Annotated in this window: 20 protein-coding genes; 10 read left to right on the plus strand and 10 right to left on the minus strand. The window is 48.9% G+C overall.

Going from position 1 to position 26,493, the window contains the following annotated elements:
• Positions 1 to 63 precede the first annotated feature (63 nt).
• From GK108_RS28030 to GK108_RS28050, 5 genes are read left to right on the plus strand one after another with little or no spacing between them, the layout of a single operon-like run.
• Positions 64 to 834 (plus strand): NRDE family protein, encoded by a 771-nt coding sequence (locus tag GK108_RS28030; RefSeq protein ID WP_163954906.1) that lies wholly within the window; start codon positions 64 to 66, stop codon positions 832 to 834.
• The gene (locus GK108_RS28035) at positions 812 to 1,948 is read left to right on the plus strand and encodes an ATP-grasp domain-containing protein (RefSeq protein WP_246225226.1); all 1,137 of its coding nucleotides are present in this window, start codon (positions 812 to 814) and stop codon (positions 1,946 to 1,948) included. Before GK108_RS28030 ends, GK108_RS28035 begins: the two co-directional genes overlap by 23 nt.
• Positions 1,945 to 2,568, plus strand: a complete 624-nt coding sequence (locus GK108_RS28040; protein WP_163954907.1) for a LysE family translocator — start codon at positions 1,945 to 1,947, stop codon at positions 2,566 to 2,568. Before GK108_RS28035 ends, GK108_RS28040 begins: the two co-directional genes overlap by 4 nt.
• The gene (locus tag GK108_RS28045; RefSeq protein ID WP_163954908.1) at positions 2,565 to 3,437 is read left to right on the plus strand and encodes an alpha/beta fold hydrolase; all 873 of its coding nucleotides are present in this window, start codon (positions 2,565 to 2,567) and stop codon (positions 3,435 to 3,437) included. The genes GK108_RS28040 and GK108_RS28045 overlap by 4 nt, the downstream gene beginning before the upstream one ends.
• A 55-nt stretch (positions 3,438 to 3,492) precedes the next feature.
• Positions 3,493 to 4,179, plus strand: a complete 687-nt coding sequence (locus tag GK108_RS28050; protein WP_163954909.1) for a carboxypeptidase-like regulatory domain-containing protein — start codon at positions 3,493 to 3,495, stop codon at positions 4,177 to 4,179.
• On the opposite strand, the gene GK108_RS31355 is transcribed toward GK108_RS28050, so the two are convergent.
• The 5 genes from GK108_RS31355 to GK108_RS28070 all read right to left on the minus strand — a co-directional run bounded on the left by GK108_RS31355 (position 4,064) and on the right by GK108_RS28070 (position 12,201).
• A complete protein-coding gene (locus tag GK108_RS31355) occupies positions 4,064 to 4,501 on the minus strand; it encodes a chloride channel protein (protein ID WP_317166590.1) in 438 nt (145 codons plus the stop codon). The two genes, GK108_RS28050 and GK108_RS31355, sit on opposite strands and share 116 nt — an antisense overlap.
• On the minus strand, positions 4,485 to 5,324 hold the full coding sequence (locus GK108_RS28055) for a chloride channel protein (RefSeq protein ID WP_246225228.1): 840 nt from the start codon (positions 5,322 to 5,324) through the stop codon (positions 4,485 to 4,487). Before GK108_RS28055 ends, GK108_RS31355 begins: the two co-directional genes overlap by 17 nt.
• A gap of 199 nt (positions 5,325 to 5,523) precedes the next feature.
• Positions 5,524 to 8,283, minus strand: coding sequence for a malto-oligosyltrehalose synthase (gene treY, locus GK108_RS28060; RefSeq protein ID WP_163954910.1), 2,760 nt, complete (start codon positions 8,281 to 8,283; stop codon positions 5,524 to 5,526).
• The gene (treZ, locus tag GK108_RS28065; RefSeq protein ID WP_163954911.1) at positions 8,276 to 10,129 is read right to left on the minus strand and encodes a malto-oligosyltrehalose trehalohydrolase; all 1,854 of its coding nucleotides are present in this window, start codon (positions 10,127 to 10,129) and stop codon (positions 8,276 to 8,278) included. The genes treY and treZ overlap by 8 nt, the downstream gene beginning before the upstream one ends.
• 107 nt (positions 10,130 to 10,236) lie before the next feature.
• On the minus strand, positions 10,237 to 12,201 hold the full coding sequence (locus tag GK108_RS28070) for a sensor histidine kinase (protein ID WP_246225232.1): 1,965 nt from the start codon (positions 12,199 to 12,201) through the stop codon (positions 10,237 to 10,239).
• Between the two features lie 327 nt (positions 12,202 to 12,528).
• On the opposite strand from GK108_RS28070, the gene GK108_RS28075 reads away from it, so the two are divergent.
• Complete coding sequence (locus tag GK108_RS28075) at positions 12,529 to 15,777, plus strand: TonB-dependent receptor (RefSeq protein WP_163954913.1); 3,249 nt, start codon at positions 12,529 to 12,531, stop codon at positions 15,775 to 15,777.
• Between the two features lie 83 nt (positions 15,778 to 15,860).
• Here GK108_RS28075 and GK108_RS28080 read toward each other — a convergent pair whose 3' ends face one another.
• Positions 15,861 to 17,291 carry a Gfo/Idh/MocA family protein gene (locus GK108_RS28080; RefSeq protein WP_163954914.1) on the minus strand — a complete coding sequence of 477 codons (1,431 nt, stop codon included), beginning with the start codon at positions 17,289 to 17,291 and terminating at the stop codon, positions 15,861 to 15,863.
• A gap of 83 nt (positions 17,292 to 17,374) precedes the next feature.
• Positions 17,375 to 17,671, minus strand: a complete 297-nt coding sequence (locus GK108_RS28085) for an SCP2 sterol-binding domain-containing protein (protein WP_163954915.1) — start codon at positions 17,669 to 17,671, stop codon at positions 17,375 to 17,377.
• A 124-nt stretch (positions 17,672 to 17,795) separates the two neighbouring features.
• On the opposite strand from GK108_RS28085, the gene GK108_RS28090 reads away from it, so the two are divergent.
• Positions 17,796 to 18,209, plus strand: a complete 414-nt coding sequence (locus GK108_RS28090) for a hypothetical protein (RefSeq protein ID WP_317166589.1) — start codon at positions 17,796 to 17,798, stop codon at positions 18,207 to 18,209.
• Positions 18,210 to 18,227: 18 nt separating this feature from the next.
• On the opposite strand, the gene GK108_RS28095 is transcribed toward GK108_RS28090, so the two are convergent.
• Positions 18,228 to 18,848 carry an HAD family hydrolase gene (locus GK108_RS28095; RefSeq protein ID WP_163954917.1) on the minus strand — a complete coding sequence of 207 codons (621 nt, stop codon included), beginning with the start codon at positions 18,846 to 18,848 and terminating at the stop codon, positions 18,228 to 18,230.
• 83 nt (positions 18,849 to 18,931) lie between these two features.
• The gene (locus GK108_RS28100) at positions 18,932 to 19,369 is read right to left on the minus strand and encodes an RrF2 family transcriptional regulator (RefSeq protein ID WP_163954918.1); all 438 of its coding nucleotides are present in this window, start codon (positions 19,367 to 19,369) and stop codon (positions 18,932 to 18,934) included.
• 560 nt (positions 19,370 to 19,929) lie between these two features.
• Here GK108_RS28100 and GK108_RS28105 point away from each other — a divergent pair.
• The 3 genes from GK108_RS28105 to GK108_RS28115 are packed head-to-tail and all read left to right on the plus strand — an operon-like array spanning position 19,930 to position 23,086.
• A complete protein-coding gene (locus GK108_RS28105) occupies positions 19,930 to 20,301 on the plus strand; it encodes a BlaI/MecI/CopY family transcriptional regulator (protein WP_163954919.1) in 372 nt (123 codons plus the stop codon).
• Positions 20,298 to 21,716, plus strand: a complete 1,419-nt coding sequence (locus tag GK108_RS28110; RefSeq protein ID WP_163954920.1) for a M56 family metallopeptidase — start codon at positions 20,298 to 20,300, stop codon at positions 21,714 to 21,716. The genes GK108_RS28105 and GK108_RS28110 overlap by 4 nt, the downstream gene beginning before the upstream one ends.
• A complete protein-coding gene (locus GK108_RS28115; RefSeq protein ID WP_163954921.1) occupies positions 21,713 to 23,086 on the plus strand; it encodes a M56 family metallopeptidase in 1,374 nt (457 codons plus the stop codon). Before GK108_RS28110 ends, GK108_RS28115 begins: the two co-directional genes overlap by 4 nt.
• A gap of 101 nt (positions 23,087 to 23,187) precedes the next feature.
• Here GK108_RS28115 and GK108_RS28120 read toward each other — a convergent pair whose 3' ends face one another.
• Positions 23,188 to 26,478: a M4 family metallopeptidase gene (locus GK108_RS28120; protein WP_163954922.1), complete on the minus strand. Its 3,291-nt coding sequence runs from the start codon at positions 26,476 to 26,478 to the stop codon at positions 23,188 to 23,190.
• Positions 26,479 to 26,493: the final 15 nt, after the last annotated feature.

Below are 26,493 nucleotides of genomic sequence, written 5' to 3' on the forward strand. Positions count from 1 at the left end.
ATATTTAGAAAATAGCTGGTATAGGCTTTGCCAACGTAGTAACCGGATACCAATCATTCGGTTATGTGTACGGTCACTTATCTTCCGCAGCCCCGTGCTGGCTTTCTGCTAACCTCCAGTCGGGATGAAAAAACGATTCGTCCGGCAGCTATTTTTCCGGTTCGTTACCAGTCGTCCTATCACAAAATTTGCTACCCCAAAGACCCGCAAAGTGCGGGTAGCTGGGTAGCCGCTTCGTCCCAACTGACCGTTTGTTTGCTTAATGGGGCCTTTCGAGCGCATGCACCTCGTGCACCTTACCGCCATAGCCGAGGTCTGGTTGTCCTGTCGGTTTTTGACTATCCATCGCCTGCGGACTGGTTCGCTGCCTACAATTTTATAGGTCTCGAACCCTTCACGCTGATCATCATTGAGCCGGAAGCCACTTGCCAGCGCTTTACACATCCCGTTGAGCGGCTATGGGAAGTACGCTGGGATGGGCAAACTCCTCACCTCCGCCAGCTCAATCCGCAACTCCCGCACATCTGGTCGTCTGTTACCTTGTATTCGGATGAGGTGATTGCCCGGCGGCAGCAGTGGTTTGGAGACTGGCTTGTTCAGCAACCGACGGATGGGTTTAAGGTTTCAGCCATCCGTGATTTCCATAAACAGGCGGGTGCTGGCGATACGGTCAATGGTGTGCTTATGAACCGAGGAAATGGGATGCAAACCATCAGCCTAACCACCATTCATCAGGAGGGCGAAAATGCCATGATGTGCTACGAAGATTTACTGACCAATACGATACGTCATCAACAACTTTCTACTACGAATGAACACGTTTTTGCTCACTGAACGCCCCATACAACCTAGCCAGAATCCACTGCCTTCTGTTGCGGGTAGTACGTCCAAAATGGCCCATATACGCCAGTGGCTGAGCCGCTTTCGGATTCGCTTGTTCAATTGGGAATACTGGCCGTTTACGGTGGTGTATATTCCTGTCTTCGTCTATTATCTCTATCTGGCGGCTAAAGCCAGGTCGCTGTTCTTTTTTTCGGCCTCGAATCCAGCGATCGAAAGTGGTGGTTTACTTGGTGAATCTAAAATCGATATTCTGGACCTGATTAGTGATCAGTTTAAACCAAAAACGCTGTTTTTCAGGCAGTTCGTTTCAATAAATCAAATTCTAAATCGGATGGTGCTGGCTGGTTTCTGGTTTCCAATTATTGCCAAACCGAATCAGGGCGAACGGGGATGGCGCGTTGAAAAGCTACATAATGAAGATGAATTGACAGAGTACCTACTGACGAACCACATGGACCTGATTGTGCAGGAATACGTCGACGAATCCATCGAATTAGGTGTGTTCTACTACCGAATGCCGGGGGAGAAAACGGGGACTATTTCATCGATCGTACAAAAAGAATTTCTGTCAATTACGGGAGATGGTCAATCAACCATGCTGCAACTGATCAGTCAGAGTGACCGTGCCATGCTCCAACTTTCTGCTTTGATCGAACGCTACGGAGATCATCTTAATGACGTACTGGATCGAAAGCAAGTAGTCCAATTGATGCCCATTGGTAACCACTGCCGGGGCACTAAATTCCTGAATGCCAACCACCTGATTACACCTGAACTGGTTGCGGTTTTCGACCAGATTAGCCTCTCCATTGATGGATTTTACTACGGTCGATACGATCTCCGGTGCCGATCTATTGAAGACCTGTATCAGGGAAAACATATATCCATTCTGGAACTGAACGGGGCCGGGGCTGAACCGGCACACATCTATCACCCCGGCTTTTCATTGTGGCAGGGGTGGCGGATTCTGCTCCAGCACTGGCATATTCTCTACACCATCAGTCGTGAAAATCACCGTCGGGGGGTGCCTTACATGACCAGGCAGGAAGCATTGACGATTTACCGACGGATTCAAACCTATAGCAAACCTACGCCAACGCTATGAACCTGCTTATCAGCACATTTTTCGCCGGACTGATCGTCAGCTTCCTGGGAACATTGCCGCCGGGCGTGCTCAACGTAACCGTTACCCGCATTACATTGCGGCAGGGGCAATGGTCGGCATTAGGGTTTGTACTGGCCTGCGGATTAGTGGAATTTGTGTACAGTTATCTGGCTGTTCTCATTACTCAACTCGTGGTACAGAATGGCGTTATCAGATACCTGACCGATGGGCTGACGGCCGCCGTCTTGCTGGGTATGGGTGTGTATTACCTCCGAAAACCCGTTGCCATACCGACTGAACATCAACACAAAACTCATCCCTTTAAACTGGGTATTCTGTTGAGTTTACTTAATCTGGCGGCATTCCCGTTCTGGACAATTTATACCGCCCTGCTTATTCAGAAGGGTTGGGTTAGCCTGATGAGTCCGTCAGAAATGATAATTTACGTCACAGGAATTGCCATCGGTACGCTGCTTGGATTGTGGGTATTTGTCTGGCTAAGTAGCTGGGTCAGGCAATTGCTGGCGAATTACTATCACCGGATCGATCAACTGACCGGCTTGCTGCTGGTGGGTTTATCCGTTGTTCAATGTCTGGTCTGGCTGGTTAATCCGCTATGAAAGCATGGTTGACGAAGTACCGATTTTATAGCTTACTGAGCTTACTAATGATTACCTGGCTGGTGCTGGCGCAGGGGTGTATGAGCTTTCGGACGACCGATTCAAAAGCGGTAGCCGAATTCGCGCAACGAGGACTCACGTTGGTACCCCAACAATTGACTCTGGCGAGCCGAACCTTACACTACATGACCATTGGCGATACAGACCAGCCTACCCTGATTTTTGTCCATGGCTCACCCGGTAGCTGGAACGCTTTTGAAACCTACTTGAGAGACAGCCTTTTGCTGGAACATTTTCGGATGGCTAGTCTGGATAGACCGGGCTTTGGGACTAGCAATTTCGGCAAATCGACGGGGATACAGGAGCAATCGGACCTGCTTAGTCCGGTTTTGCACAAGTTGAAGAACGGCAAACCGATGTACCTGATTGGCCATAGTCTGGGTGTGCCAATCATCCTTAAACTCGCTGCCGACAATCCCGACTTACCCATTGCTGGTTTGGTTCTGCTGGCTGGATCAGTATCTCCTGCCGACGAGCCTCGCGAGCGGTGGCGGGGACTACTTGATGCGCCACCATTTCGATATCTGCTGCCGGGTGCCATTCGGGCCAGTAATCATGAACTGCGATTGTTCAAGCAAGATATCGTGACCATACAACCCGCTTTCAAGCGCATAACCTGCCCTGTATTTATCATGCATGGCGACAAAGACCCGCTGGTACCACCCCCTAATGCGATCTATGCTCGAAAGATGCTCGTCAATTCGGCCCATGTCGAGTTGATCTGGCTGAAAGAAGCCAATCATTTTATTCCCTGGACTCGCTTCCCCTATATCCGGGCGGTGTTGCTAGGCATTGCCCTTAACCCTTGAATGCGGAAGCTATCGGGTAGTATTGGTACTGAAAAACGGTTGAAATCGGTCCTTTATGACAGCAAAAATACTCCTCTTTTGCCTTTTTTTATTTGTAACCGGCTCAACGTCAGCCCAAAAAAGGATTGTAGGCCAGATTGTAAATGCACGTACGCAAACGGGTTTGCCGTTTGCCACAATTCGCATACAACACACAACCACTGGTACAACTGCCGACAGTATGGGCCGGTTTATACTGATCGTTCCTGGTTTAGCCAGCGAATTAACTATCAACGCGTTAGGATACGAACCACTGCATATTCGGGCGGCCGATGCTCAGTTGATTCTGCTTTCGGAGAGTCATCAGTACCTGAACGAAGTAACTGTCCGGTCTATCAACCCGGCGCACCGGATTATTCAACAGGCAGTTATCAATTTGCCCAGGAATGATCCCGAACAATTACAATCCTTTACCTACGAAGCCTATCACGTTTCTACAATTGGTTCAGCAGGTAGCCAATTGACCACATCGACAAGAAACAAACGAATTAGCCGATTAGCGGCCCGGCTGGATACAAGTTATTTGTCAGTTAATGAATCCTATTCAACACGGCAATTTTTGGCTCCTGATCTGACGCAGGAAGTGATTACGGCCTCTCATACGTCCGGGTCAAAAAGTACGCTCTTTGCATCCCTAAGGCCTCTTTTAGAGCCGTTTGGTGTGAACCATACAGACTACAATGACCAGACAACAAAAAGCTAATCACGCAGGCCACAGACGCATAAGGCGCAACCTCACCACCAAACAACTCAATGGCCAATATACTGCAGGCAATGGGCGTATTGGCCGCTCCGGCCAGCAGGCTCACGAAGCCAATTGCCGCAAACGTTGAACGGTCGGCTCCAACCACATCCGCATAAAAACTACCGGCGGTTGCTCCGATGAATAAAATGGGGGTGATAACACTTCCACTCCGACTGATACTTAACGTAATGACGGTAAATAAGGCTTTTAGCAGAAAGGTATAGAAAGCAACAGGTTGCCCCTTTATACAGTTTTCGAGCAGGTCAAGCCCCAGCCCCAGATAAGCCCGTGAAAAAAATAAGGGTTAGCGCAACCAGAACCAGTCCGCCCAGCAAGCCCTTCCAGGGGCGCCATATAGGAATACGGTTTATGAAGGCTGTACTTTTCTGAATAACCCGAATGAGTCCGTAAGCACACAAACCAAAAAAGATCCCTCCACCTAGTAACTGGAGAAAAAAGCCCCGACCAAAGTCTGGCACGAATGCTAATGGATAATAGAAAAACGTAACGCCCAGGGCTGATGAAATCTGATAGGCCGTGATCGAAGCCACAAAGGCAGGCAGTAATACGTCGTATAGAATCACCCCTACCGCCAACACTTCGATGCCAAACAATGCTCCCGCTATAGGTGCTCCAAATACGCAGGCAAACCCGGCGCAGAAACCACAGAGTACCATCTTCCGCCGGTCAACGTCGTCGACACGGAACACATTGGCGCAGACACTACCCAATCCCGCACCGATCTGCGCACAAGGACTTTCTTTACCAGCCGAGCCACCCGTAGCCAGAATCAGAATAACATTGACAACTTTGGTTGGCACAAAACTGCCTTCCATTTTACCATAATTTTTGTTGATAGCAGCAATCAGCGCATCGGTCCCGATATGCTGCTTCAGAACAAACTGACTAAGAAGGTTAGCCGTAAAAAAACTCAGCGGGAGTAAATAAAAAACGTGTTGGTAATGATTGCTTTCCTCAATGACATGATGGATAAACAGGATAAAACCAGATACCGCCAGCCCTGTCAGACACCCTATCAGAATAGAAATGACGATCCACTTGAGAACGCTAAGAAACAGTACCAGCTCTTCATTAATACGCATGACCAATTAACGAACCAGTTGGTTAACCTGTTGGATTACCTGGCTTAGACACTACGTTCTACCAGTCTGCAACAATGCCTATTGTATCAGAACTCATCTGCTCCGTACGTTTCAGCCCACTCCGTTCTTTTGGTTGCCATCACACGAATGCGTGGCCCAAAGAACGGAGTGGGCTGGATAGACCCTGTTCTGAGTCTAATTATTCTCTGTTCGAAATTTCATTGGCTCCATTCGATACTCGCTTCAGTAAAGCGAACGGGAAGTGATCAAAAATAGCCTGGATACGTAGTGACTCGACAGATTGATCGGTTATACAGTTTCGCCAGATGCTGGTTTCAGTATCCGGCCATACGACCTCCGTATCTTTCCAAACAATATCCGTTACCTCTTTCTTCTGCTGACGACATAGCTGGGCAATGTTTAGTGGCAGAATCACTACGTAGCACTCCGATTCATACTGCCGGGCAAACGCTATAATATGCTGGTCATAAACGCCCTTAACAGACAAAGGAACGTAGCTCCCCTGGGCAAACGTATTGGCTTGTTGCTGCCGTTCACGTAGTAAAATACGCGTCAGCCAGAATTTGATACGTCCATCAAACCGATGCCGCCATAAATCAGCCCAGAGCGTTTCATCATTGGCAGGCTGGCGCTCCACCAGCTCTGACAACCATTTCTGCCGCTTCGAAAAATCGACCGGGCGACGATTGTCGGGATCGACCAGGCTTAAATCCCATCCTTCTGCTCCCTGGTAAATGTCGGGTACACCCGGACAGGTACATTTCAGGATAAGCTGAGCGAGCGAATTGACAACGCCCAGATCAGCTACTTTATGGTGAAACAGTTTAAATCGTCGCCAGAACTCCCGTCCTTCATCAAACAACTTATCCGTAAACGCCCGAACACCCTGGTGGTACTCCTCTTCGACTACCCAGCCCGTGGTGTGTCGTTTGGCTTCCTGCAAGGCTTTTTCCAGGTATAGATGAAAACGATCCTCAAAATTATCGGTATCCTGACCGGGCATAGGATACGCTCCCAACAGATTCTGATAGATGAAATACTCATCATTCAGATCGAGAGTCAGTTCTTCAGGCTCATTTTTCGCTTTCCGTGGCGCGTTCAATTTCTGCCATTCTTTTACTTCGGCCAGCCACTCGTCGGCCAGATCGGTCAGCACATTGAGCCGCGCCCGCACGTCTTCACCCCGCTTGGTATCGTGCGTTGTAGTCGTATTCTGAGCAAGCGGCCAATACTGCTGCCGCTGTTGCATCGCCTGGTGGAACGCATCGGTCGAGAGTCCGAACTCTTCCGGCGAATCGCCCACTTCGTTATGTCCAACAAAGTTGTTGTAGGTATAGAGCAATGTATCTTCTACGCCTTTTGCCATTAACGGGCCGGAAAATTGCATCAGGCGCTGATAAAACGATAGTGCCCGACGGTTATAGGAATTATCCCCCTTCGCAGGCTCATCAAGCAATGCCTTTTCCAGCAGTGAAAGCGCCAGATTGAGTTCTGGCTTGGTTTGCCGAATGGCGTCAATCTGCTGACGTAGCGCCTTCACCTCATCGGCCGGTAAAGGCATCGCATTACCGTAGTAGCGATAAACCGGACACTCGATCAATAGCTCACCAATAGCCAGCTTTAATTCGCCCGCTCCCAGACTCTGGATGGATTCGTTGTCGGCCAGCTCCATAGCCAGAAAATACTGGTACAGGTTGGTCAGTTCTCCGCCCATATACTGCGCTAGGAAATAGGCTTTCCGGTACCGAATCCGCTTTTGTAACGACGTATCACTGCCGATCAACGTATGGTAAAAGTCCCGGAAGCGGGATTCCGCTGATTCATTCGTCAACAGATTATTGACCATCGCCAGGAAATCATAACCGGTAGTTCCCTGGATAGACCATTCCGTTGGTAGTTGCTCATCGGCCTGCAGGATTTTTTCGGCCACAATGTAGGTTTCATCACCGGCCAGTTGACGAAGACGGTCCAGGTATTGCGCCGGATCAAATAAACCATCGATATGATCGATCCGTAATCCCTGGAAAACGCCCTCCTCAACCAATGCTTTAACCAGCTTATGAACTTCCTGAAAAACAGCTTCATCGGCCATATTCAGGCAAATCAGCGCATTTACCGTGAAGAAACGACGATAACTCATCGTATGGCGCGTTTCTGGCTCGTCGCAGAACCGATAATGCTGTTCGTCGGCCAGCTGCTGCAAAAGAGCGGGATTCTGATTGACAGCGGCCAGGCAAGAGCGTACATAGTTACCCGCCTGCTCGGTAGTCATCAATGCCTGTAATTGTTCCCTAAACTCACGCCAGGCCAACGCGTACGACATAGGTTCGTCAGCGTGTTTAAGTTGATCGAGCTGCCGTAGCAACTCCGCTACGTCCTCCGTATACTCACCCGGCCCCGACCGCAGAATAGTAGCATAGCTACCTGGCTTTACGGGTAATGTTTCACCACTTACCTCGAAGACAAATCGCTGCTGATCGTAGTCCAGCACTAGCTTTTGCTCAGCCAACGTTTCTTCCATCGAAGCAGACAGGAAAGGGGCCTGAATACGTCCATGAAAAAAAGAACTGGCTAATGACGTATCGAAAAACGTAGCATAACGCGACAACGACCCTTTCTCCAGTACATCGGCCAACCACTCGTTGGTGATATAATAAGCCATGTGGTTCGGAACAATGTCCTGCACCCAACCCATGTTGGCCTCTTTCAGTTGCTCGCTAAGGGAACGAAGCTGCTCTTCCGTCCCGATTTCAGGATTGATCCGTAACGGATCGACCCCATCGTATCCATGTGTGCTCTCATGCACAGCCGCCGTAACAGGCGACGCATAAATGGTTGATACGCCAAGCGCTTTGATATAAGACAATAGTCCTTCCAGATGCGCGAAGGTGAACTCTTTATGAAACTGGATACGGTACGTAGAAATAGGATTATACATAAGCGCTGGTATAGATCAAAATGGATTCAGCCTGAACCGTTACCGACGTATCGCCTTCGACCGTGGCAGGTGCTGCCATGGGTCCACCCCACTGTGGGTCGGCGGAGTCGAGTAATTTTTGCCAGGGGTATTCACTGGCTGGCAAGGTCATGAGCTGTGGATTCTGGGAAAAATTCATCAGGCACACGATGGGCACTTCTTCGGCTACCTGCTGTGTGCGCTGACGTAACAGGGTAAGCGTTTGCTGATTCTCGTCGACAATAACAGCCACCGTTTCTCGATTTGGGTGCCGTAGTGGCGACTGTTTCCGTAGTGCCAGCAGCGTTTGGTAATACCGAAAAAGAGTCTGGTGCGGCTCCTGATGTAGTCGATCCCATTGCAGTTTCGACCGCTGAAAGGTTTGTTCCGCCTGCGGATCAGGAGCCTCCTGTGTTGTCTGAAAGGCAGCAAATTCTTTTTTTCGGCCCTGCCTTACGGCCTCAATCAACGTCATATCGGAGTGACTGACGAAGTACAGAAAAGGATTTAGTTCGCCCCATTCTTCGCCCATAAACAACATGGGTAAGTACGGGCTGCTCATTACCGCTCCCGCCATTAGTTTCTGCATCGAAAAGCTGACCAGTTCACTTGGGCGCTCACCCAGCATACGATTGCCAATCTGATCGTGATTCTGGGAAAACACAACAAACTGCCTTCCCGGATGGCTGGCCGTCGACTTCCCAACAATTTTTGATCGCCGGGGCATGTATGTTCCATCATATACATACGCATCCCGATAGGCCTTCGCCAAATGCCGGATACCGTCGTAATCGGCGTAATAACCGCTACGTTCCCCTCCCGCAGCAACCCGCAAGGCATGGTGAAACTCGTCGTTCCATTGTGCATCCATACCGTAGCCATCGCTGGCAATTGGCTGAATGAACCGGATTTCGTTCTGGTCCGATTCAATAATCAGATAATGCTGCCGCCCCGTTGACGCCATTAGCTGATCGACGTATTGCTTAATTTCCCGTAAAATATGCCGATTACTCTCGTCACGAATGGCATGAACAGCATCCAGACGTAACGCATCGATATGGAAATCCCGGAACCACATCAGCACATTTTCGATAAAATACCGGCGAACACTATCGCTGTAATTATCATCGAAATTGAGTGCATCGCCCCAGGGCGTTCGATGTTTTGGCGTGAAGTAAGGACCAAAGTCGGAAAAATAATTTCCTTCCGGGCCCATATGGTTGTAGACCACATCCAGGATAACAGCCAATCCTTTGCGATGGCAGGCATCGACCAGTTTCTGTAAACCAACTGCTCCACCGTAGGAATTCTGGACGGCATACGGGAAAACGCCATCGTAACCCCAATTCCGATTACCCGGAAACTGCGCTACCGGCATGATCTCAATCGCATTGATGCCCAAATCAATCAGGTAATCGAGCCGGGTTTCGATAGCCGCGAATGTACCTTCGGGCGTGAACGTACCCGTATGCAGTTCATACATCAGGTAATCTTCCAGCGGCAGATTGTTCCAGTCAGCATCCGTCCATACAAATTGCCGGGTATCGATTGCTCTCGACGGGCCATGAACCCCTTCGGGCTGCGCCAACGAAGCCGGGTCGGCCCGCTCTAACGTACCATTCAAGATAAATGTATACCGATCGCCGGGGAGTAGTTCTGTCAGCTCAGCACACCAGTAGGAGCCGTTCTGTTGAAGGGGAAAAACCTGATTCAGGCCACAGTGATGGAGCGCTACGGATTCGGCCATAGGCGCCCAGACCCGTATGGTGGCGCCCTCCGCTGCAAACGTAACCCCGAGTGTTCGCTGCTCCGTTAATAACTCATTCATACGTTGAGGTTGGTAGTATCTTTAGACTAACAAGCCGTCAACGATATGTGTTAACCGGAGCCCCCAAAAAAACGGTTTTTCTGATCGATTAGAGTCATTTCGCCTGTTTAGGTAACGTCTACCTCAACGGTGGTTCCTTCATCGGCAAATACCCGGAACGTACCACCCAGCTCTTCGGCTCTCGTCTTCATGTTCTGCAAACCATAATGTTGTTCGGAAGCGGTACCATTAGCCCAGGTAAATCCTTGCCCATTATCATGAATACGTAGATTGATACGGCCGCCCGCACTCACTTGCAAGCCCACAATCGCCTGCGTAGCACCGGCGTGTTTGATGACGTTATTCAGTGCTTCCTGCACGATCCGAAACAGATTCAGCACCTGGGTCGATGAAAGTCGCTGACCGGGCGCTCCTGTCACCAGTACATCGACGTGCAGGCCATCCGTTTCATGGACGTAGCGGTTGATGTACTGATTCAGTCGCTCCGAAAATTCTTCGACCGTAAAGCTTTCCTGATGAATGGCCCAGATGGTTTCCCGCAGTAGTTTCACCGCTTCGCGCGTATGAATAACGATGGTTCTTAACTGATCGGACCATTGCCGACCGTTCAGCTGTGGCTGTTTTTCGGCCTGATCGCTAATATGCGTCAGGTTGGTAACAACAAAAGCAAGATGGGCGCCAACATTGTCATGCAAGTCGCGGGCAATACGTTCTTTTTCGACCAACAGGCTGTTTTTGACAGCCAGCGTCTGAACTTCGGCTTCGAACATCCGCTTTTGCTGACTGTTACGTTCCCGGATCAGTTGTTCCGTTTCATCGCGATCAATCTTATACCGATACGCCAAACCAAACGTCAGCACCAATACTTCAAACAGCGCAGCCAGCGCATAATAAACAAAATTAGCCACTGGCTCAAACGTCGGTATCATCCCAAAATTGGCAAAAACCTGCCCCAGATTCAGCGTATAAAAGGGCAGAACGGCAATGAGGTATAGCCAGGCTTCTTTCCGATGATAATCCCGAATGATTCCGATCGCAATATAGGCGCCGATGACAGGCATGGGCAACCAGTAAATCACCGAAAACATACGGACAATTAGTAGCTCAATGGTGGGTGATAGTGCCATAAATCGTTCGGCGGTCAATGGGAGCAGAAAGGCAAACCCCGTCCACAATATGACGGTGCCGATTGTATGCCATCGACGGGAAGGCGTATCACGTAGCGGCAGAAACGACCGCACAAACGTAAGCTGAGAGTAGAATAAAATAAGCGGGAATAAAAAGTAGACGTTTTGGCGGGGCAGCCAGAATTGGGCGTTAAACGCAAACTGGTTCATGAAGCCGTCATTGATGACGAAGAAGCCTGCTAATCCCAGCAAACAGAAGATGTATTTTATATAAATGCGGTTGAGCGTTATCAGAAAAAAGATCAGGCTCATCACCGACACAAACACGAGCGTAAACAGCACCCCGCCCCAGAACAAATAGCCTTTTTGCTGAAGCGTTTCATAGGCGGACTCACGTACCAGTTCGATGGGTACAATCTGGGTTCCCCGCTGCTTGAGTATTCGCAGATAGGCCGTAACCTCCTGCCCTCCAGACACCGTAAACGGAAACCAGTAATGACGGTGATTCCGAATACGTTCGGCAACGGGCGTTTTCCAGCCGATTACAGGCGATGCCGACAGAATATGGTTCTGCCGGTCTACGGCAAAAAACTGAAGTTCATCGAAACACCAGAAGTCAATTTCGGCCAGCCAGGTTTGCGGCCGGGCGGATGAATTTTTCAGCTGAAACCGAAGCCAGACAGGCTTAGCCGCTTTGACACCAGTAATGTAGCCGAAGTTAGGAACAATGGTGGATACGGGTTGAAATGCACTTTCAGGCAATTGAATGAGCTCACCAATGGTACTACTGGCCAGCGAATCCCGAAAATAGGCAAGTTTGCCTCGCAGCGACATATAATCACCTCGTTCTGGCAATAGCACAACCGATTGCTTCTTCAGCGGCTGACCAGACAGGTGTAACGGCAGCAACCAACCGAAACAGAGTACGAGTAGAAGTCGAATCAAATAAGCCATCAGAGGTTTAGTCTATCACCAACGCAAATACCAGTACTAATGCCGAAAGTAAATGTACTCCTAGCTCTACAACTACCCCTCAATACCACATAAAGAAAAGAGTGGCTCCAACAACCACTAGTCAACAACTGCCTTGCCGACCAGGCACACTATAACAAAAAGGTTCGGCTCCAAACTCGTCCGTATATTATCTTATTGCGAAGTTATCTAAACATAAGATAACGCAATGACAATCTATCCATTAGCCCAGTTAATTTGGTTTTAACCAGGCTTTAATCCAGCGCCCAGAGCTTTGCAGCGGAATCATACACCGCTTTTATGAAGGCACTAGTTACAACACTTGTACTTACTTTACTGACAACCTGTTTGTGGGCTCAGATAACAACCAGTTCCGTCGATGGACGTATTGTCGACTCGAAAGGTGACGGACTGATTGGAGCCACCATACAGTTTATTCACCAGCCAACGGGCGTTAAATATGGTGCCGTTACGGACATTGACGGACGTTACCGTATTTTCAACATGAACCCCGGCGGCCCCTACGAAATCCAGGCGACTTACGTTGGGTTTGTGAATCAGACCCTTACTGGACTGACCCTGAATCTGGGTTCGAACACCAATCCGGACATTGTGCTACAGGACGAAAGCAAAAACCTGTCGGAAGTAGTCGTGAAAGCACAACGGGGCGGAGATCGACAAGGCGCAGGCTTTAACGTCAGTGAAAAATCAATTCGCCAGTTACCGACGCTTTCCCGCAGCTTTCAGGACGTAACGCGCCTGACTCCACAGGCTAGCAACAGTAACTCCTTTGCTGGAACAAATTTCCGCTACAACAACGTAACGATTGACGGTACCATCAACAACGACGCCATTGGCTTCAGTCCTTCGCTAGGTGGCACAACCGGTACGTCGGGGCAACCGGGTTCGAGCACCCGAACCAATCCCGTTTCGCTCGATGCCATCCAGGATGTGCAGGTTTATCTGGCTCCTTTCGACGTAAAAATTGGCAACTTCCTGGGTGGCTCGGTCAATGCCGTAACCCGTAGCGGTTCGAACGACGTAACAGGTTCCGTCTATGCGTACGGACGTAACGCGTCGCTAGTGGGGGCTTATAGTGGAGCCGATGGTGGGAAAAGTAAATTCCCCGGTTCGTACCACGATGTGCAGACCGGATTCCGGGTTGGTTTACCCCTTATCAAAAACAAACTATTTTTCTTCACCAACGAGGAAATCACCAACCGGCAGGACCCGGTGCTGTTTCAGGCGGGCACGGCCTCATCGTTGATCAAAGACGCAGCGCTGGCGCAGAGCATCAGCGATTTTGTGAAGCAGCAATACGGATTCGACGCTGGTAACTACCAGGGCGACTACAGCATTTATTCGAAAAGCACGAAGTTCTTCAACCGGCTCGACTGGACTATTTCGGATAAACATCAGCTCACGCTACGTAACAACACGGTTTTCTCGGAAGCCACCAACCTGGAACGCGATGCGCTTAATTTCCGGTTTGGCAGCATCGACTTCCGCCAGAACAATAACCAGAGCAGCACAGTAGCCGAACTAAAAAGCCGATTTGGTGGAACGCTCAGCGTATCGAACAGCCTGATTCTGGGTTATTCGACCGTGCACGACTACCGGACTCCGCTTTCTAATAATGCATCGTTCCCGCAGGTCGAAATTGGCTACAATGGCGGAACAATTCTGCTGGGTAACGACCGGGAAGGAACCGTATTCAATATGCGCCAGAATACGTTCGAGATTACTGATAACCTGTCGTTCTTCAAAGGCAAGCACGCCTTCACGCTCGGTACGCACAACGAATTGTATAGCATCACGTATGGCTTCGTTAATTCGCTGAATGGCCGCATTTCTTACCGCAGCCCAGATGAGTTTCTGGCGAAACTACCGAACCGGGTGCGGGGTACGTATGCGTTCAATGATGCACAGAACAACCGGAACTATCAGTTTAACAATCCATACGCAACGTTCAACGTAAATCTGTTTAGCCTTTATTTCCAGGACGATTTCCAGGTAACGAACAAACTGAAACTGTCGCCCGGCATTCGCCTGGATTACTCGGGTTTACCGAAAAAACCAGGTCTAAATCCGCAGATCCCCGCTACGAACCTCGATGCCAACTACGGCACTACGTATACGACCCAAACGCCGATTAACCAGATCAGTAATCAGTTCCTGAATATTGTGCAGCCATCGTTGCGGCTAGGTTTCAACTACGACGTACTGGGCGATCGCAGTCTGGTTATTCGGGGTGGAACTGGTACGTTCACCGGTCGGATTCCATTTGCCTGGCTGGGCTATGCCTACTATAACGATGGTGTTGGTTTCGGGGCTTACGATTACAACAATATTGCCACCACCGCAGCCGCCAGCCGTCCTAAAGGCGACCCGCTCGATCCAACCACTGGTGGGGCAGCCGGTTTCAACGCAGCCAACACGACGACCCGTACAACTCAGGTCGACGTAGTGGCGAATAACTTCAAGATGCCGCAAATGTGGCGGAACAACATCGCCATCGATTATACGGTTGGTGGCTATAAGTTCACGGTCGAAGGGTTGTATACCAAAGTTATCCAGGACATCAAGTTCCAGCAGGTCAACACGCGCGATACGGTACGTTACTACAGCTACGATACGGATCACCAACAGCCTATTTATCTGGCCAAAAATGGTTCTGCTGGCGCCCAACGGATCAACTCGACCTTTGCCAATGCCTATATGCTATCGAACACCAACAAAGGCTATCGTTATAGCCTGACGTTCCAGGTGCAACGCCAGTTCGCAACAGGCTTCGGTTTCTCGGCAGCCTATACGTATGGAAAAGCATTGGATATTTCGAATGGTATTCGGAACTCCATGGAATCGAACTGGCAGTTGAATCAGGCCCTGAATCCGAACGATCCAGCTCTGGCCTACTCCAACTTCGATATCCGCCACCGTATTGTGGGTAACGTCAATTACCGGCTTAACTGGAACCCGAAGAATACGACTACGTTTACGCTATTCTACTCCTTCCAGTCGGGTAGTCCGTTCACCTGGGGTTATATTAATGCAAACATTGCCGGTTCGGCTCAGGCGGCCGGTCTGGCCTACATTCCCCGCGACCTGACCGAAGCCCAGCGGCTTCTGCCTACGGGTACGCAGGCACAGGATTTCATGAATTTTGTTAACAGTGATTCTTATCTGAGCAGCCACAAAGGAAACTTTACGGAACGCAACACCGGCCGTACACCCTGGAACAATAACATTGATCTGCGTCTGTTGCACGAGTTCAAACTACAGGGCCGCCACACGATTCAGGTGAGCTACGACATTTTCAACTTCCTGAATCTGATCGACAATAAGCTTGGCTACTACTATTTCTCGCCAAACACGTTCAACTCGACAGCATCTGTCGGTCTGACCAGAGCTACGAACCCAGCTTATAGTGCCGCGAACGTTCAGGGGAGCGACCCAACCTTTACGTGGTCAGCACCAGCCAGACCTTACTCGATTGACCAGCTGTCTTCACGCTGGCAGATGCAGTTTGGCATACGATATTCGTTCTGATTCCTTCACGAACGTTAAAATTTCATATTGGTAGTTTGCAAACGCGTTCTGAGCTTTCGGAACGCGTTTGTTGTTTTAACAGCCTATAGCGTATAGCCGCCATTGTATTGCCGCTTCACAAATTGATTCGCATAATCGAAGTTGGTGATTTTCATGCTTTTACCATCCCAGAGCAGTTTTTTACGTCCGGGGAATTTACCTCCTTCGCGAGCCAGGTAGGAACGAGTCGCCAGATTGCCCATCAACACGGTTTCGGTTAATGGCCCTGCTTCATCAAACGAAGAGGACGTATAGGCACCATACCCTTGTTTGCAGGCTTTTACCCACTGCTGCTGATGGCCTTCTGTTTTTCCGTCGACCAGTGGCTTTACTGGCGCTGGCAAGGCTTTACCGGCAAATTTACTGCTTGGTAACAGGATCGGATTATTACCGAACAAGCCACCGGCCAGCATGCCTTTTGTACCGATAAACAACATCCCGCCATCGATCTCCCGAAACATTTCGTGATACTCGACGCCATCGGGAAGCGGTGGTCGTATGCCTCCATCGAACCAGGAGAATTTTATTTCCTTCACTTTTTTATCCTCAGACGGGAAGGTCAGGTGTATAGCTGACGATGGAGGGCATACGTCATCATAAAAAGCTTCCTGAAAAAAGTCAGAATAGACCGAACCAACACTACACTCTACCGAGGTTGGATACTTGAGTTTTAGCGCCCGGAACGGTACGTCCATAAAATGGCAACCCATATCCCCTAAAGCACCCGTACCGAAATCCCAGTAGCCGCGCCAGCGGGTTGGCATATAGGCTTCATGATAATCACGATTGGGCGCCGTTCCCAGCCATAGCGGCCAGTTCACGCCAGCAGGTACGGGCTGCGACTCGCCTTTATCCTTCGGCGACCGGACGCCCTGCGGCCACACGGGCCGATTAGTCCAGCAATAGACCGTATGGACGTGACCGATCATTTTTTTCTGAATCGCGGTTTCGATGATACGTGTCGCATCGCCTGAGCTTCCCTGGTTTCCCATTTGGGTCACTACCTTATACCTACGGGCCGCTTCGGTCAGCATTCGGGCTTCATAAATATCGTGGGTTAATGGTTTTTCGACATACACATGCTTGCCAAGCTGCATGGCAGCCATAGCAATAGGCGCGTGCATATGATCGGGCGTACTAACAATAACCGCATCGAAGGTTTTGCCCACTTTATCAAACATCTCCCGATAATCCTGAAAATAGGGAGCACTGGAAAACTGAGCGCGGTATTTTTTGGCCTCTCTATCGTCGACATCGCAAAGTGCCACGATATTATCCGAACCATTATTGTGGGCCAGACGGATATTGACATCGGCTTTACCGCCACAGCCAACAGCGGCAATGTTTAGTTTGTCGGAAGGAGCGATAAACCCCTTACCACCTAAAACATGACGAGGAACAATAAAGAAACTGGCAGCCGCTACTGCACTGCTGTGGAGAAATTTTCGACGGGATGTAGATTGATCAAGCGACATGGGTACTAGATATTGGACGTTGACTGGTAAATCTACGCTTAAAAAAATCTAACTTCCAATACCTAATATCCAATACTGAAATTTTAAGCCATCAGCTGGCCCATCTTCATTGCGGTGCCCATATCGCCCTTTACTTTCAGCTTTCCCGTCATAAAGGCCATCATTGGGTTTAGATCACCAGTGCCCATTTTTACCAGATTATCGATGCTGACGTGCAGATCGCAATCGGCCGGTTTATCATCATTTGATACAACAACTGGCGATTGTGTAGCATCGATGTAGACAACTCCCTGATCCGTCACTAGCTTTGCAGTCGCATTCAGGCTATCGGCATTAGCGGCTTTGGTTCGAATCTGGTCGGTTAATTCCTGTAGGCTCATGTTAAAAGGCTTCGTTTGTTTTTATGAAACTATGCCGCGAAAATAAGGTTTTTAGTATCGTTAGAATGTTTATTCTCCATCAATGCGGTCGCAATTTTTAACTCTACTCTGTGTTCTTACGTTTTTGAGCTGTGCTCTGGGCCTGGCCGATTCGGTTATATCGTACGGGCAAAGTCAGTCTGTAGCCGAAACAGCTTACATTAAACGTAAATCTACCCCTCAGGAAACCCCCAAACAGTCTAAACAATATTTTGAGGATAGAGGCCCAACGGGCGATCAGCCCATACCTGGCAATCCCGACGAAATACAGCGTTTATCGATAGCCCAATTTATCTACTCCCTCATCACGCTGATCGGAGCCATTCTGATGTTCCAGCTACGTAAGATCGGCTTCTGGATTTATGTAGCCGGAGTGCTTGTCGGCTTTGTTCTACCCGTCACGCTCGTCGGTTTCAGCGCGCTCAATACGTCATTTGGTGTATTCTTCAGCCTTCTGTTTACCGGTTTGTACTGGCTCAACATCAACGACATGCACTAACAATAGCCATCATAGCATTTAGAGTGTTAAGCCAAATCCAGCTAATGCCTGACGGGTTTTGTCGTAGCTCGTGTGCTGCAGGCAGTTCATACCCAGTGTGCGGGCCACCTGCACGAACATGAGCCGGTCATCAATATAGATAACCTGATCGGGTTCAACCTGTGCTACGTCGAGCGCTAACTGAAAAATATCCGTGTCGGGTTTGCGTAGGTGGACGTAACACGATGAGACGAACGCATCGAAGAACGTATCTAATCCAAATTGACGAATTCGGTACGCATTGATTTCACGGCCTTCATTATTGACGGCAATGAGTTTTAACCCATGCGCCTGTTTTAGCTGGCTTACGAGCTGAATCATATCCGGAAAAGGCTCGGACTGCTCCATAATAAACCGGGTAAACTCCAGCGGAGAATACGGTCGTTTTTCGTAAAAAACGATACGTTTTAAGTAATCGTCCAGGCTCAATTTGCCCGACTCATACGTATCGAACGTCAAATGATGGCGTTCGTTGAGCTGTTCATAATCCAGATTAAACAGTTCGGCAGCCCGTTTTCGGGCGTTTCGATCCCAGCCATTCGTTAATAATACTCCACCTATATCCAGAAAGAGCGCTTTGATCGGTTGCGTTGGCGTCATGAGCAATTGTGTAGTTGAACGATAAGTCAGCAACAAAAAAAGCAAAACAGTCCTGGATAAACTAGCGGCTGGCCTGCCGTTTACTAGCCTGCCAGGCGCTGACTTTCTGGATCGGCTACCAGATTTCTCAACGTAGTGCGCTCATAAACGGATAAGTTAGCATCGCGGACGCGTTCCATAATAGGCCTGATCGTACACGTTTCTTCATCGTCACAATCGTCGCAACGAACGTAGAAGTTCAGGGAAACGCAGGGCGTTGGCGCAATTGGCCCATCAATGATCCGAACCACCTGAGCCAGATTAACTCGTTCCGGTTCAACACGTAACAGGTAACCTCCGCCCTTCCCTTTCTGGCTTTGCAGAATACCATGGTTCCTTAACTCCAGAAGAATCGCTTCCAGAAATTTTTTGGGAATATTTTCCTGGGCCGATATATATGATATTAAAACTGGCCCGTTTCCGAACTGCTCAGTCAGCACTTTAAGTGCTTTTATAGCATATTTTGCTTTTTTAGAAATCATGATTTTATCTCTTTTAGGCGAATGGTTCCAAGGGTGGGTGTATAATCGCTACTGCTAAATTTCTGGCAAAAGTTACTTACCAATAAACTAGTAACCTTGATTTACTATAGGTTACCTCAAAAGAAAATTAGCTCAAACAACAAATAAACACCTATTTATTAGCAATCAGTCAATAGACTTCTGACCATAACAGTCAATTATTTTCAGTATAGCCCACAACGACCGCCGTTTTAAGTCGCTAATTATAAGGATTACGTTAAAAATCCTACTAAACCGATAGAAAAAAATCCTATTTAGAATTAATATACCTACTTGTCACTTATTATACACTTACTGTTAGGCCTATTTTAGGCCATTAGTGTGTCAATAAATTGTGATACTTGCCTCTATACAGCCATAATTTTAATCCTGGACAACGTTGCCTGGCTTGTTAATTCAGCTATCGGAACGATGCCTATGCCTGCCAAATCAGACGGCCAAACATAATAACTAATAAATTAGTTGTAAAACTAAAACATTAGTCATACCTTTCAGCCATTATACTGATTCTACTACTTCCTATGCAACTACGCGAACTCACTAAAGCCGAAGAAGAGATCATGCGGGTACTATGGCAGATCAAAAAGGGCTTTGTCAAAGACGTCCTGGCCGAATTACCAGAGCCTAAACCGGCCTATAACACCGTTTCTACGTTCATTAGGATTTTAGAAAAGAAGGAACTGGTAGGATACACGGCTTACGGCAAAACCCATGAGTATTATCCGCTCATTACGGAAGAAGAGTACCGTCGCTTCCAGACCGACCAGCTGATGGCGAATTATTTCGACAATTCGCTCAAAAAGCTCGTATCGTTCTTCGTACAGGATAAGAACATTAGTCTATCAGAAGCCGACGAAATCATTAACCTCCTAAACAAAAAGAAAGACCAATGAGCGCCCTCGACTATTTCCTGAAGGCTAACCTTTACGGCTTATTGTTCACGAGTTGTTACTGGTTTCTGCTACGTAAACATACGTTTTTTAGCCTCAACCGGGCCTATTTACTGGTTTCGGTCGGTCTATCGCTCCTTCTGCCATTACTAATCCTACCAGCAAAAACCGTTGAAACGCTTCCAGCCACAATCCCCATCGGCGTTATCACACTACCCGCTTCAACAATGGCGACCCCAGTTGCCGAAACGGGCCCCGACTGGCAGCAAATTGGCTTATGGAGCTATGCAGGAATAGCGCTATTTCTACTGGTTCGTCTGGGTCTACAAGTTGGTCGATTGATGAGACTAATTCGGCAATCGACCAGACACGTACAGGATGAGTATGTACTCGTTCAGCCAAACAACCCGCAAATTCCTACATTCTCGTTTTTCCAGTACGTTATTCTCAATCCGGCCGATACACGTAATGAATTAATTCTACAGCACGAACTAGTTCATGTGCGCCAATACCATAGCGCTGATGTGCTCGGACTGGGCATACTGCGGGCGCTCTTCTGGGCCTGCCCAGTAGTATGGCTGACTGATAAACTCTTGCGTCAGGTTCACGAATTCTTAGCCGATAAACCCGCCAGCCAACCAACCGAGTATGCTCGTTTCTTAGTCGCCTATTCGTTCGGCACAAAACCGGGTCTGACTAATCCCGACATGATTACGAACAGTTTCTTTACCCCCTCACTCCTGAAACAGCGGATTATGATGTTACATCAGAAAGCCACCACCCGCTGGGCATTGGGCAAATACGCGCTGGTGTTTCCGTTAGCTTTCAGCTTGCTGGCAATGACTACGGCACGGAATGAAATCACCACTGTAGCCAATCAGGTTCTGGATGAACCAAAGACCATATCTGGCCACCTACTGAGCTCTTCTGATAGCCAGACTATCCCTGTAGCTCAGCCTCCTAAGCATCAACAATCCAACGCTGCGCCAAATCCTCAGCGCACAACAGGTGAAAATCAACAGAAACGCGCGATTCCAGCAGAAACGGCAAAGCCAGCCACTGATTCAGAGGAAGATACCAAAACATTCAGAACTACTGCCTACCCATCCCCTTCTGCTTTCGTTATTACGCCTGGCAATCAGTCAGATCATGCTTTCAAAACCGACACTACCCCTCGGGGTCGTCTCATTCCTACGTTGAATTCACCGATACGTATTCGTGGACGAGGGCCACTTGGGCCATTGGGTGGCGAGCCTCTTTACATCGTTGATAGCGCAGCCGTATCATCTGCTCGTATACAAGCCATTGATCAGAATGAGATTTCGCAGATAGAGGTTCTCACAGGCGAAGGAGCAGCCAACCGATATGGCGAAAAAGGTAAATATGGAGTCGTTATTATAACCACGAAAAAGAAATGAATACGCTACCTTACCTCCTTACAGCCAGCCTGTATATGGCATTGTTTTACAGTTGCTATTGGTTGGTGCTACGTCGAAATACGTTTTTCGGCTTAAACCGGGCTTATCTGCTGGGATCGATTTCTCTTTCGCTGGTATTGCCGTTCATCCAGCTACCAGCTGGAACCTCAGACGTATTACCGCTGGAAACGGTTACGTTACCCGCTTTTACGGTAGGCAACACTACCGACACAGATACGCTCACAACAGTACAATGGCTTTGGCTAGCTTACGCTTTGGGCGTTATGGTTATGCTTGTTCGGTTGGGACTCAACCTTCGGTCGGTTCTACAGCTAATTGGCAGCGGGGTAGCCGAAAAAGCACCCTCATACACACTTGTTTACCTTCCCGACGACTCCTCGCCTTCTTTCTCGTTCGGCCGCTTTCTGGTGCTGAATTATACCGATGCCAGTAATCGGCCAGCAGCATTGCTACGTCATGAAGAAGCCCATATTCGGCAACGACATACGCTGGATGTGCTATTTCTGGAAGCAGTACGTATTGTCTTCTGGTTTAACCCCGTATTGTGGCTTTATAAGCGATCTCTACAGGAAATTCATGAGTTTCTGGCCGACCGCTCTGTGCTGCAAACGCCACAACCCGATTATCCACGGCAACTAGTAGCCTACGCGCTAAACGTTCCGCCCGCGACATTAATAACTCCCTTTGTCTCTAAATCAACCCTTAAACAACGACTAATTATGCTACAGAAAACAGAATCCAGCCGCCGTTCTCTTTTAGGGTACGCCCTTGCGCTTCCGCTTGCTGCCCTGCTGGTTATGTGTACACAATCCGAACAGGATCTACCCCAGGTTAATTCGGTGCAGAAATCGGCCAAAGTAAAAGGTGAGGTATTCACTGAAGTTGAGCAACATCCCCAGTTTCCGGGCGGGATGCAAAAACTCGGCGAGTTCCTTGGTGAAAACTTAAAATACCCTGCTGCGGCCCAGAAAGCGAAAATTGAAGGCAAGGTATTCGTGAGCTTCATCGTCACCACTCAAGGCGAAATCACGGATGTAAAAACTGACAAAGGAATTGGTTTTGGTGCCGATGAAGAAGCCGTGCGGGTGATTTCAATGATGCCACGCTGGATACCAGGCAAACAGGCAGGCCAGAGCGTGAATGTAAAATACACCATGCCTATCCGGTTCCAGCTGGAAGAGAATCAATCGAACTTCAGTAACGATTCGTTTAAAGACGTTCAAAAAATCCTTATTGACGGCAAAGTTGTTAGCAAAGCCGACCTAGAGCAATTGTCGCCAAATAACATTGCCAGTGTGAATGTGGACAAGAATACCAAAACGATTTCTGTGACCACCAAATCAAAATAGTTCTATATAAAAAGATCTCCCAGGGAGGCACCGAGAACACAACTAAAACCTGCATTCTCGGTGCCTCCCTGGGAGATCTTTTTATGGGAAACCGACGGATTTTACTCCTTCACAATTTTCCGGTTAGCCACTCCATTCGCCGTTTGTACCTGAAGCAGATACATTCCTTTGGGCAACTGACTCACATCGAGCGTTAGTGTTTTTTGGCGCGTCTTAACTGACGGCTCAGCAACAGTAGCCCCATTGGTTGCCTTGAGCGATACCTTATCAACGGCCTCAGACGAAGGCAATTCTACATTTAACACGTTACTGACCGGATTTGGATATACTTCCAGCGCATCGGCCCAGGTTGGTTCGTTAGCTGTAACGGCCAGCACCGTAAACGTACGATCGACGGCTGTTGCGGCATAAAACTGTGTGTTTCCATCCTGATACGCCCGCACCGTAACCGAACCAACTCCGCTAACTTTCAGTACGTTCCCGTTAATAGAGGCCGGACCACTACGTACCAGAAAACTCACTGACAGATTAGAGGTAGACGTAGCTTTGAGCGTCAAGTCTCCCTGATTGGTATAGCGATCGGCAATCGCATCGAACGTAATGGTTTGCGCTGTTTTAGTTGGTAATGCCCGCGTTGCCTGCGTATACCACACCGGCCATTTGGCGTCGGTATAGAGCACGGTTGCCGAACCAGACGGGCTTACTTTATCGGCGGCCAGATTAATACTGGCTACGTCTTCCCGACTATTGGTTTCGGTACTAAACACCAGTTTATCGTCTAATCGGGAATAGCTCGGGAAACCCAGCGTATTATTTTCGTAAATACTCTCCAGCGAGCCTTTACTCAGGTCGGCGGCCAATACGTAATACGTATCGTCGGTCTCATTCATATAGTCGAACGCGATCACGTCGGGCGAATTTTTGGAGAAAGAAGGGTTCCCTACGCTCTCGCCGTCTTCCAGATCAGAAAACAGTTTTTCGATCTCTCCTTTTGCAAAATCACCGGCCTTATTATTCCACACGTTAATAAATCCTACATCCCAGTAATCAATCGACCCACCAGTGGGGCTACTGAGTTCATTGTAAGCGTCATAGACAATATTTTCTCCCGAGAAATCCCACTCGAAGGAATCAGCATATTGAACGTCCCCCGTTGCTACGCCTTCCGAATAGGTTGGGTTGTAGAGCTTAAATTCGGCCCATTTTTTCTTATCGTAACTATACACGTAGATTGACCCATCTTTATCGGCGGTCAGGGCTGCCAGCTTCGTTCCGTCTTTCGAAATCGCTACGTTATCCCAAATGGTTTCGTCTGAAATAATTGTTTCGTTGGGTGTTCCGGTCAGGTTTACCGCACGGATACGTTTATCCGTCGTTACGTAGTAGGCAAACTTCCCATCGTCGGTAACACTAGGGCGGTGCATTAACCCTAACGAACTTTTCAGATCAAACTTGGCAGGCTTAACTGCCAAATTGGTCGAGTACACTTTCGAATCGCCAGCATCGGCCAGTAGCAACAAATCCTGTCCTGATGCCACGGGCAGATCCGGTTGTTTGCCCGGATCGGGGGCTGTTTGTCCTTCCACAATGCCAACGGCATCGAACGCACTTTTAGCCGCAGCCACTTCGGCCCCGGTAGCGCCGTATAAATCGCCTGCCGCTTTAATAACGGCCAGTCGTAAATCCAGAAATTGCGACGTACGGACCAGATAGGTCGTTAACGCCCGATAATACACGCGCTCGGCTTTATCTTTCCCGATAGATGTAGCGAATTTATAATAAGCAAAGTTGGGAATACCACTGTTGATGTGCACACCACCGTTGTCTTCCGTCGTTTGTTCATACTGCGCCATTGTGGCCGGCTGATAGCCATTCGGATCTTTGGCTTTACCCCCCTGATTCGGATTTGATAAATCCCGGAGAGCGCCGGAAGGTAATACGTTCGGTGTAGCAATATCTTCCCCAAGCTTCCAGTCGTCACGGTCGATCATGGCGCCAAATACATCGGCCATCGATTCATTGATAGCGCCGGACTGGCTCTTATACTGCAGGTTAGCGGTATTCTGAATCACGCCGTGCGTCATCTCGTGCCCCGCTACGTCGAGCCCACCAGCCAGTGGCTTTAACAATTTACCATTACCATAGGCCATGATTTTACCATTCCAATAGGCATTATCGAGTCCTTTCCCATCGTCGTCCGTTACGTTGACGAGCGAAATCATTGTTCCCCCACTCCCATTCAGCGCATTCCGATTGAACGTAGTACGGTAGTACTCATAAGCGACACCCGCGTTATAATGAGCCGATACGGCCGTGGGAGTCCAGTCGGAATTGTTCCCCGACGTAATCTGATAGACCTTCTGATTATCGCCAAAGGTATTTTTGGCGTCTACTGTCCATAAAGCGCCCACCGGATCATTGGGTATTTTAGACGTAGCAGCTTTATACATCGGACGCGACGCATCGATCATGTAATATGCATTGGCATCCTGATACGTCTGGAACGTACGCGTGACGCCATTCAGGTCTTTGGCCGACGCTCTCGTAGGGCCAACGAACGTACAGGTATTATCGTATTTATCCAGAATCTCACCGGTTTGCGCGTCAATTACGTACTCCCAGCGCTCCAGAATATTCGGGCGGACGGTAAGCTGATACGCCAGCTTTGCTACGTCGTTAGCCACAAAAACGCACAAATCACCTTCTGTTGGCTTCATATTCAGAATATTATCACCAAACGTCCGAACGACGGATGTCTTCCGCACGTCTTTCAGGGCGCGCGCCGATACGTCGGCAAGGGCCAGTTTCGGCTTTGTGGACAGATCGGCAGGCACGGGCTGATAGCGACCATTTAGCAACGATACGTCGCCATCGGTAAGGTGAGCAACCAGCTCTGCACCAAGAACCGGAATACCATCATGCGTTTGGCTCAATCGAACGTGTATTTGCCCTAAATCGTCCGTTTCGGTTTTAGCAACCCGAAAATTTGCCTGAGGATTATCAAGTTTTAGTAATCCTTTTACCTGACCGATAAACTGAAAAGCTACAGACGTAGCGGCTGTGGCCGACAATCTGGCTCCGCTCTTTTTAGCCCTACTTGCCTTCGCTGACTCTGACAGTTTCTGCTCAATATATACGGGCAAACCCGTTGAGGAATCACGAACGACCCGCAAACGCATCGGCTGTATGCTTAACCGGGTTCGGTTTGAAGACGCCAGTAATTGCGCTCCCGATTGACTTTTAGGCGCCGGAATGACCACCGCATTCAGCTTCTGGGCTATTCCCGACTTTGCCGGTGTGGTTTTATGTTTCCGGCCGAATCCATCGTCCGCTTGCTGGGCCAGAACGCCCGTAGTAGTCAGCAATGTCAGCGCCAGTACAGGTAATTTCATAGATATGCGTGATTT

It is taken from the genome of Spirosoma terrae (assembly GCF_010435915.1).
GTDB classification, from domain to species: Bacteria; Bacteroidota; Bacteroidia; order Cytophagales; family Spirosomataceae; genus Spirosoma; species Spirosoma terrae.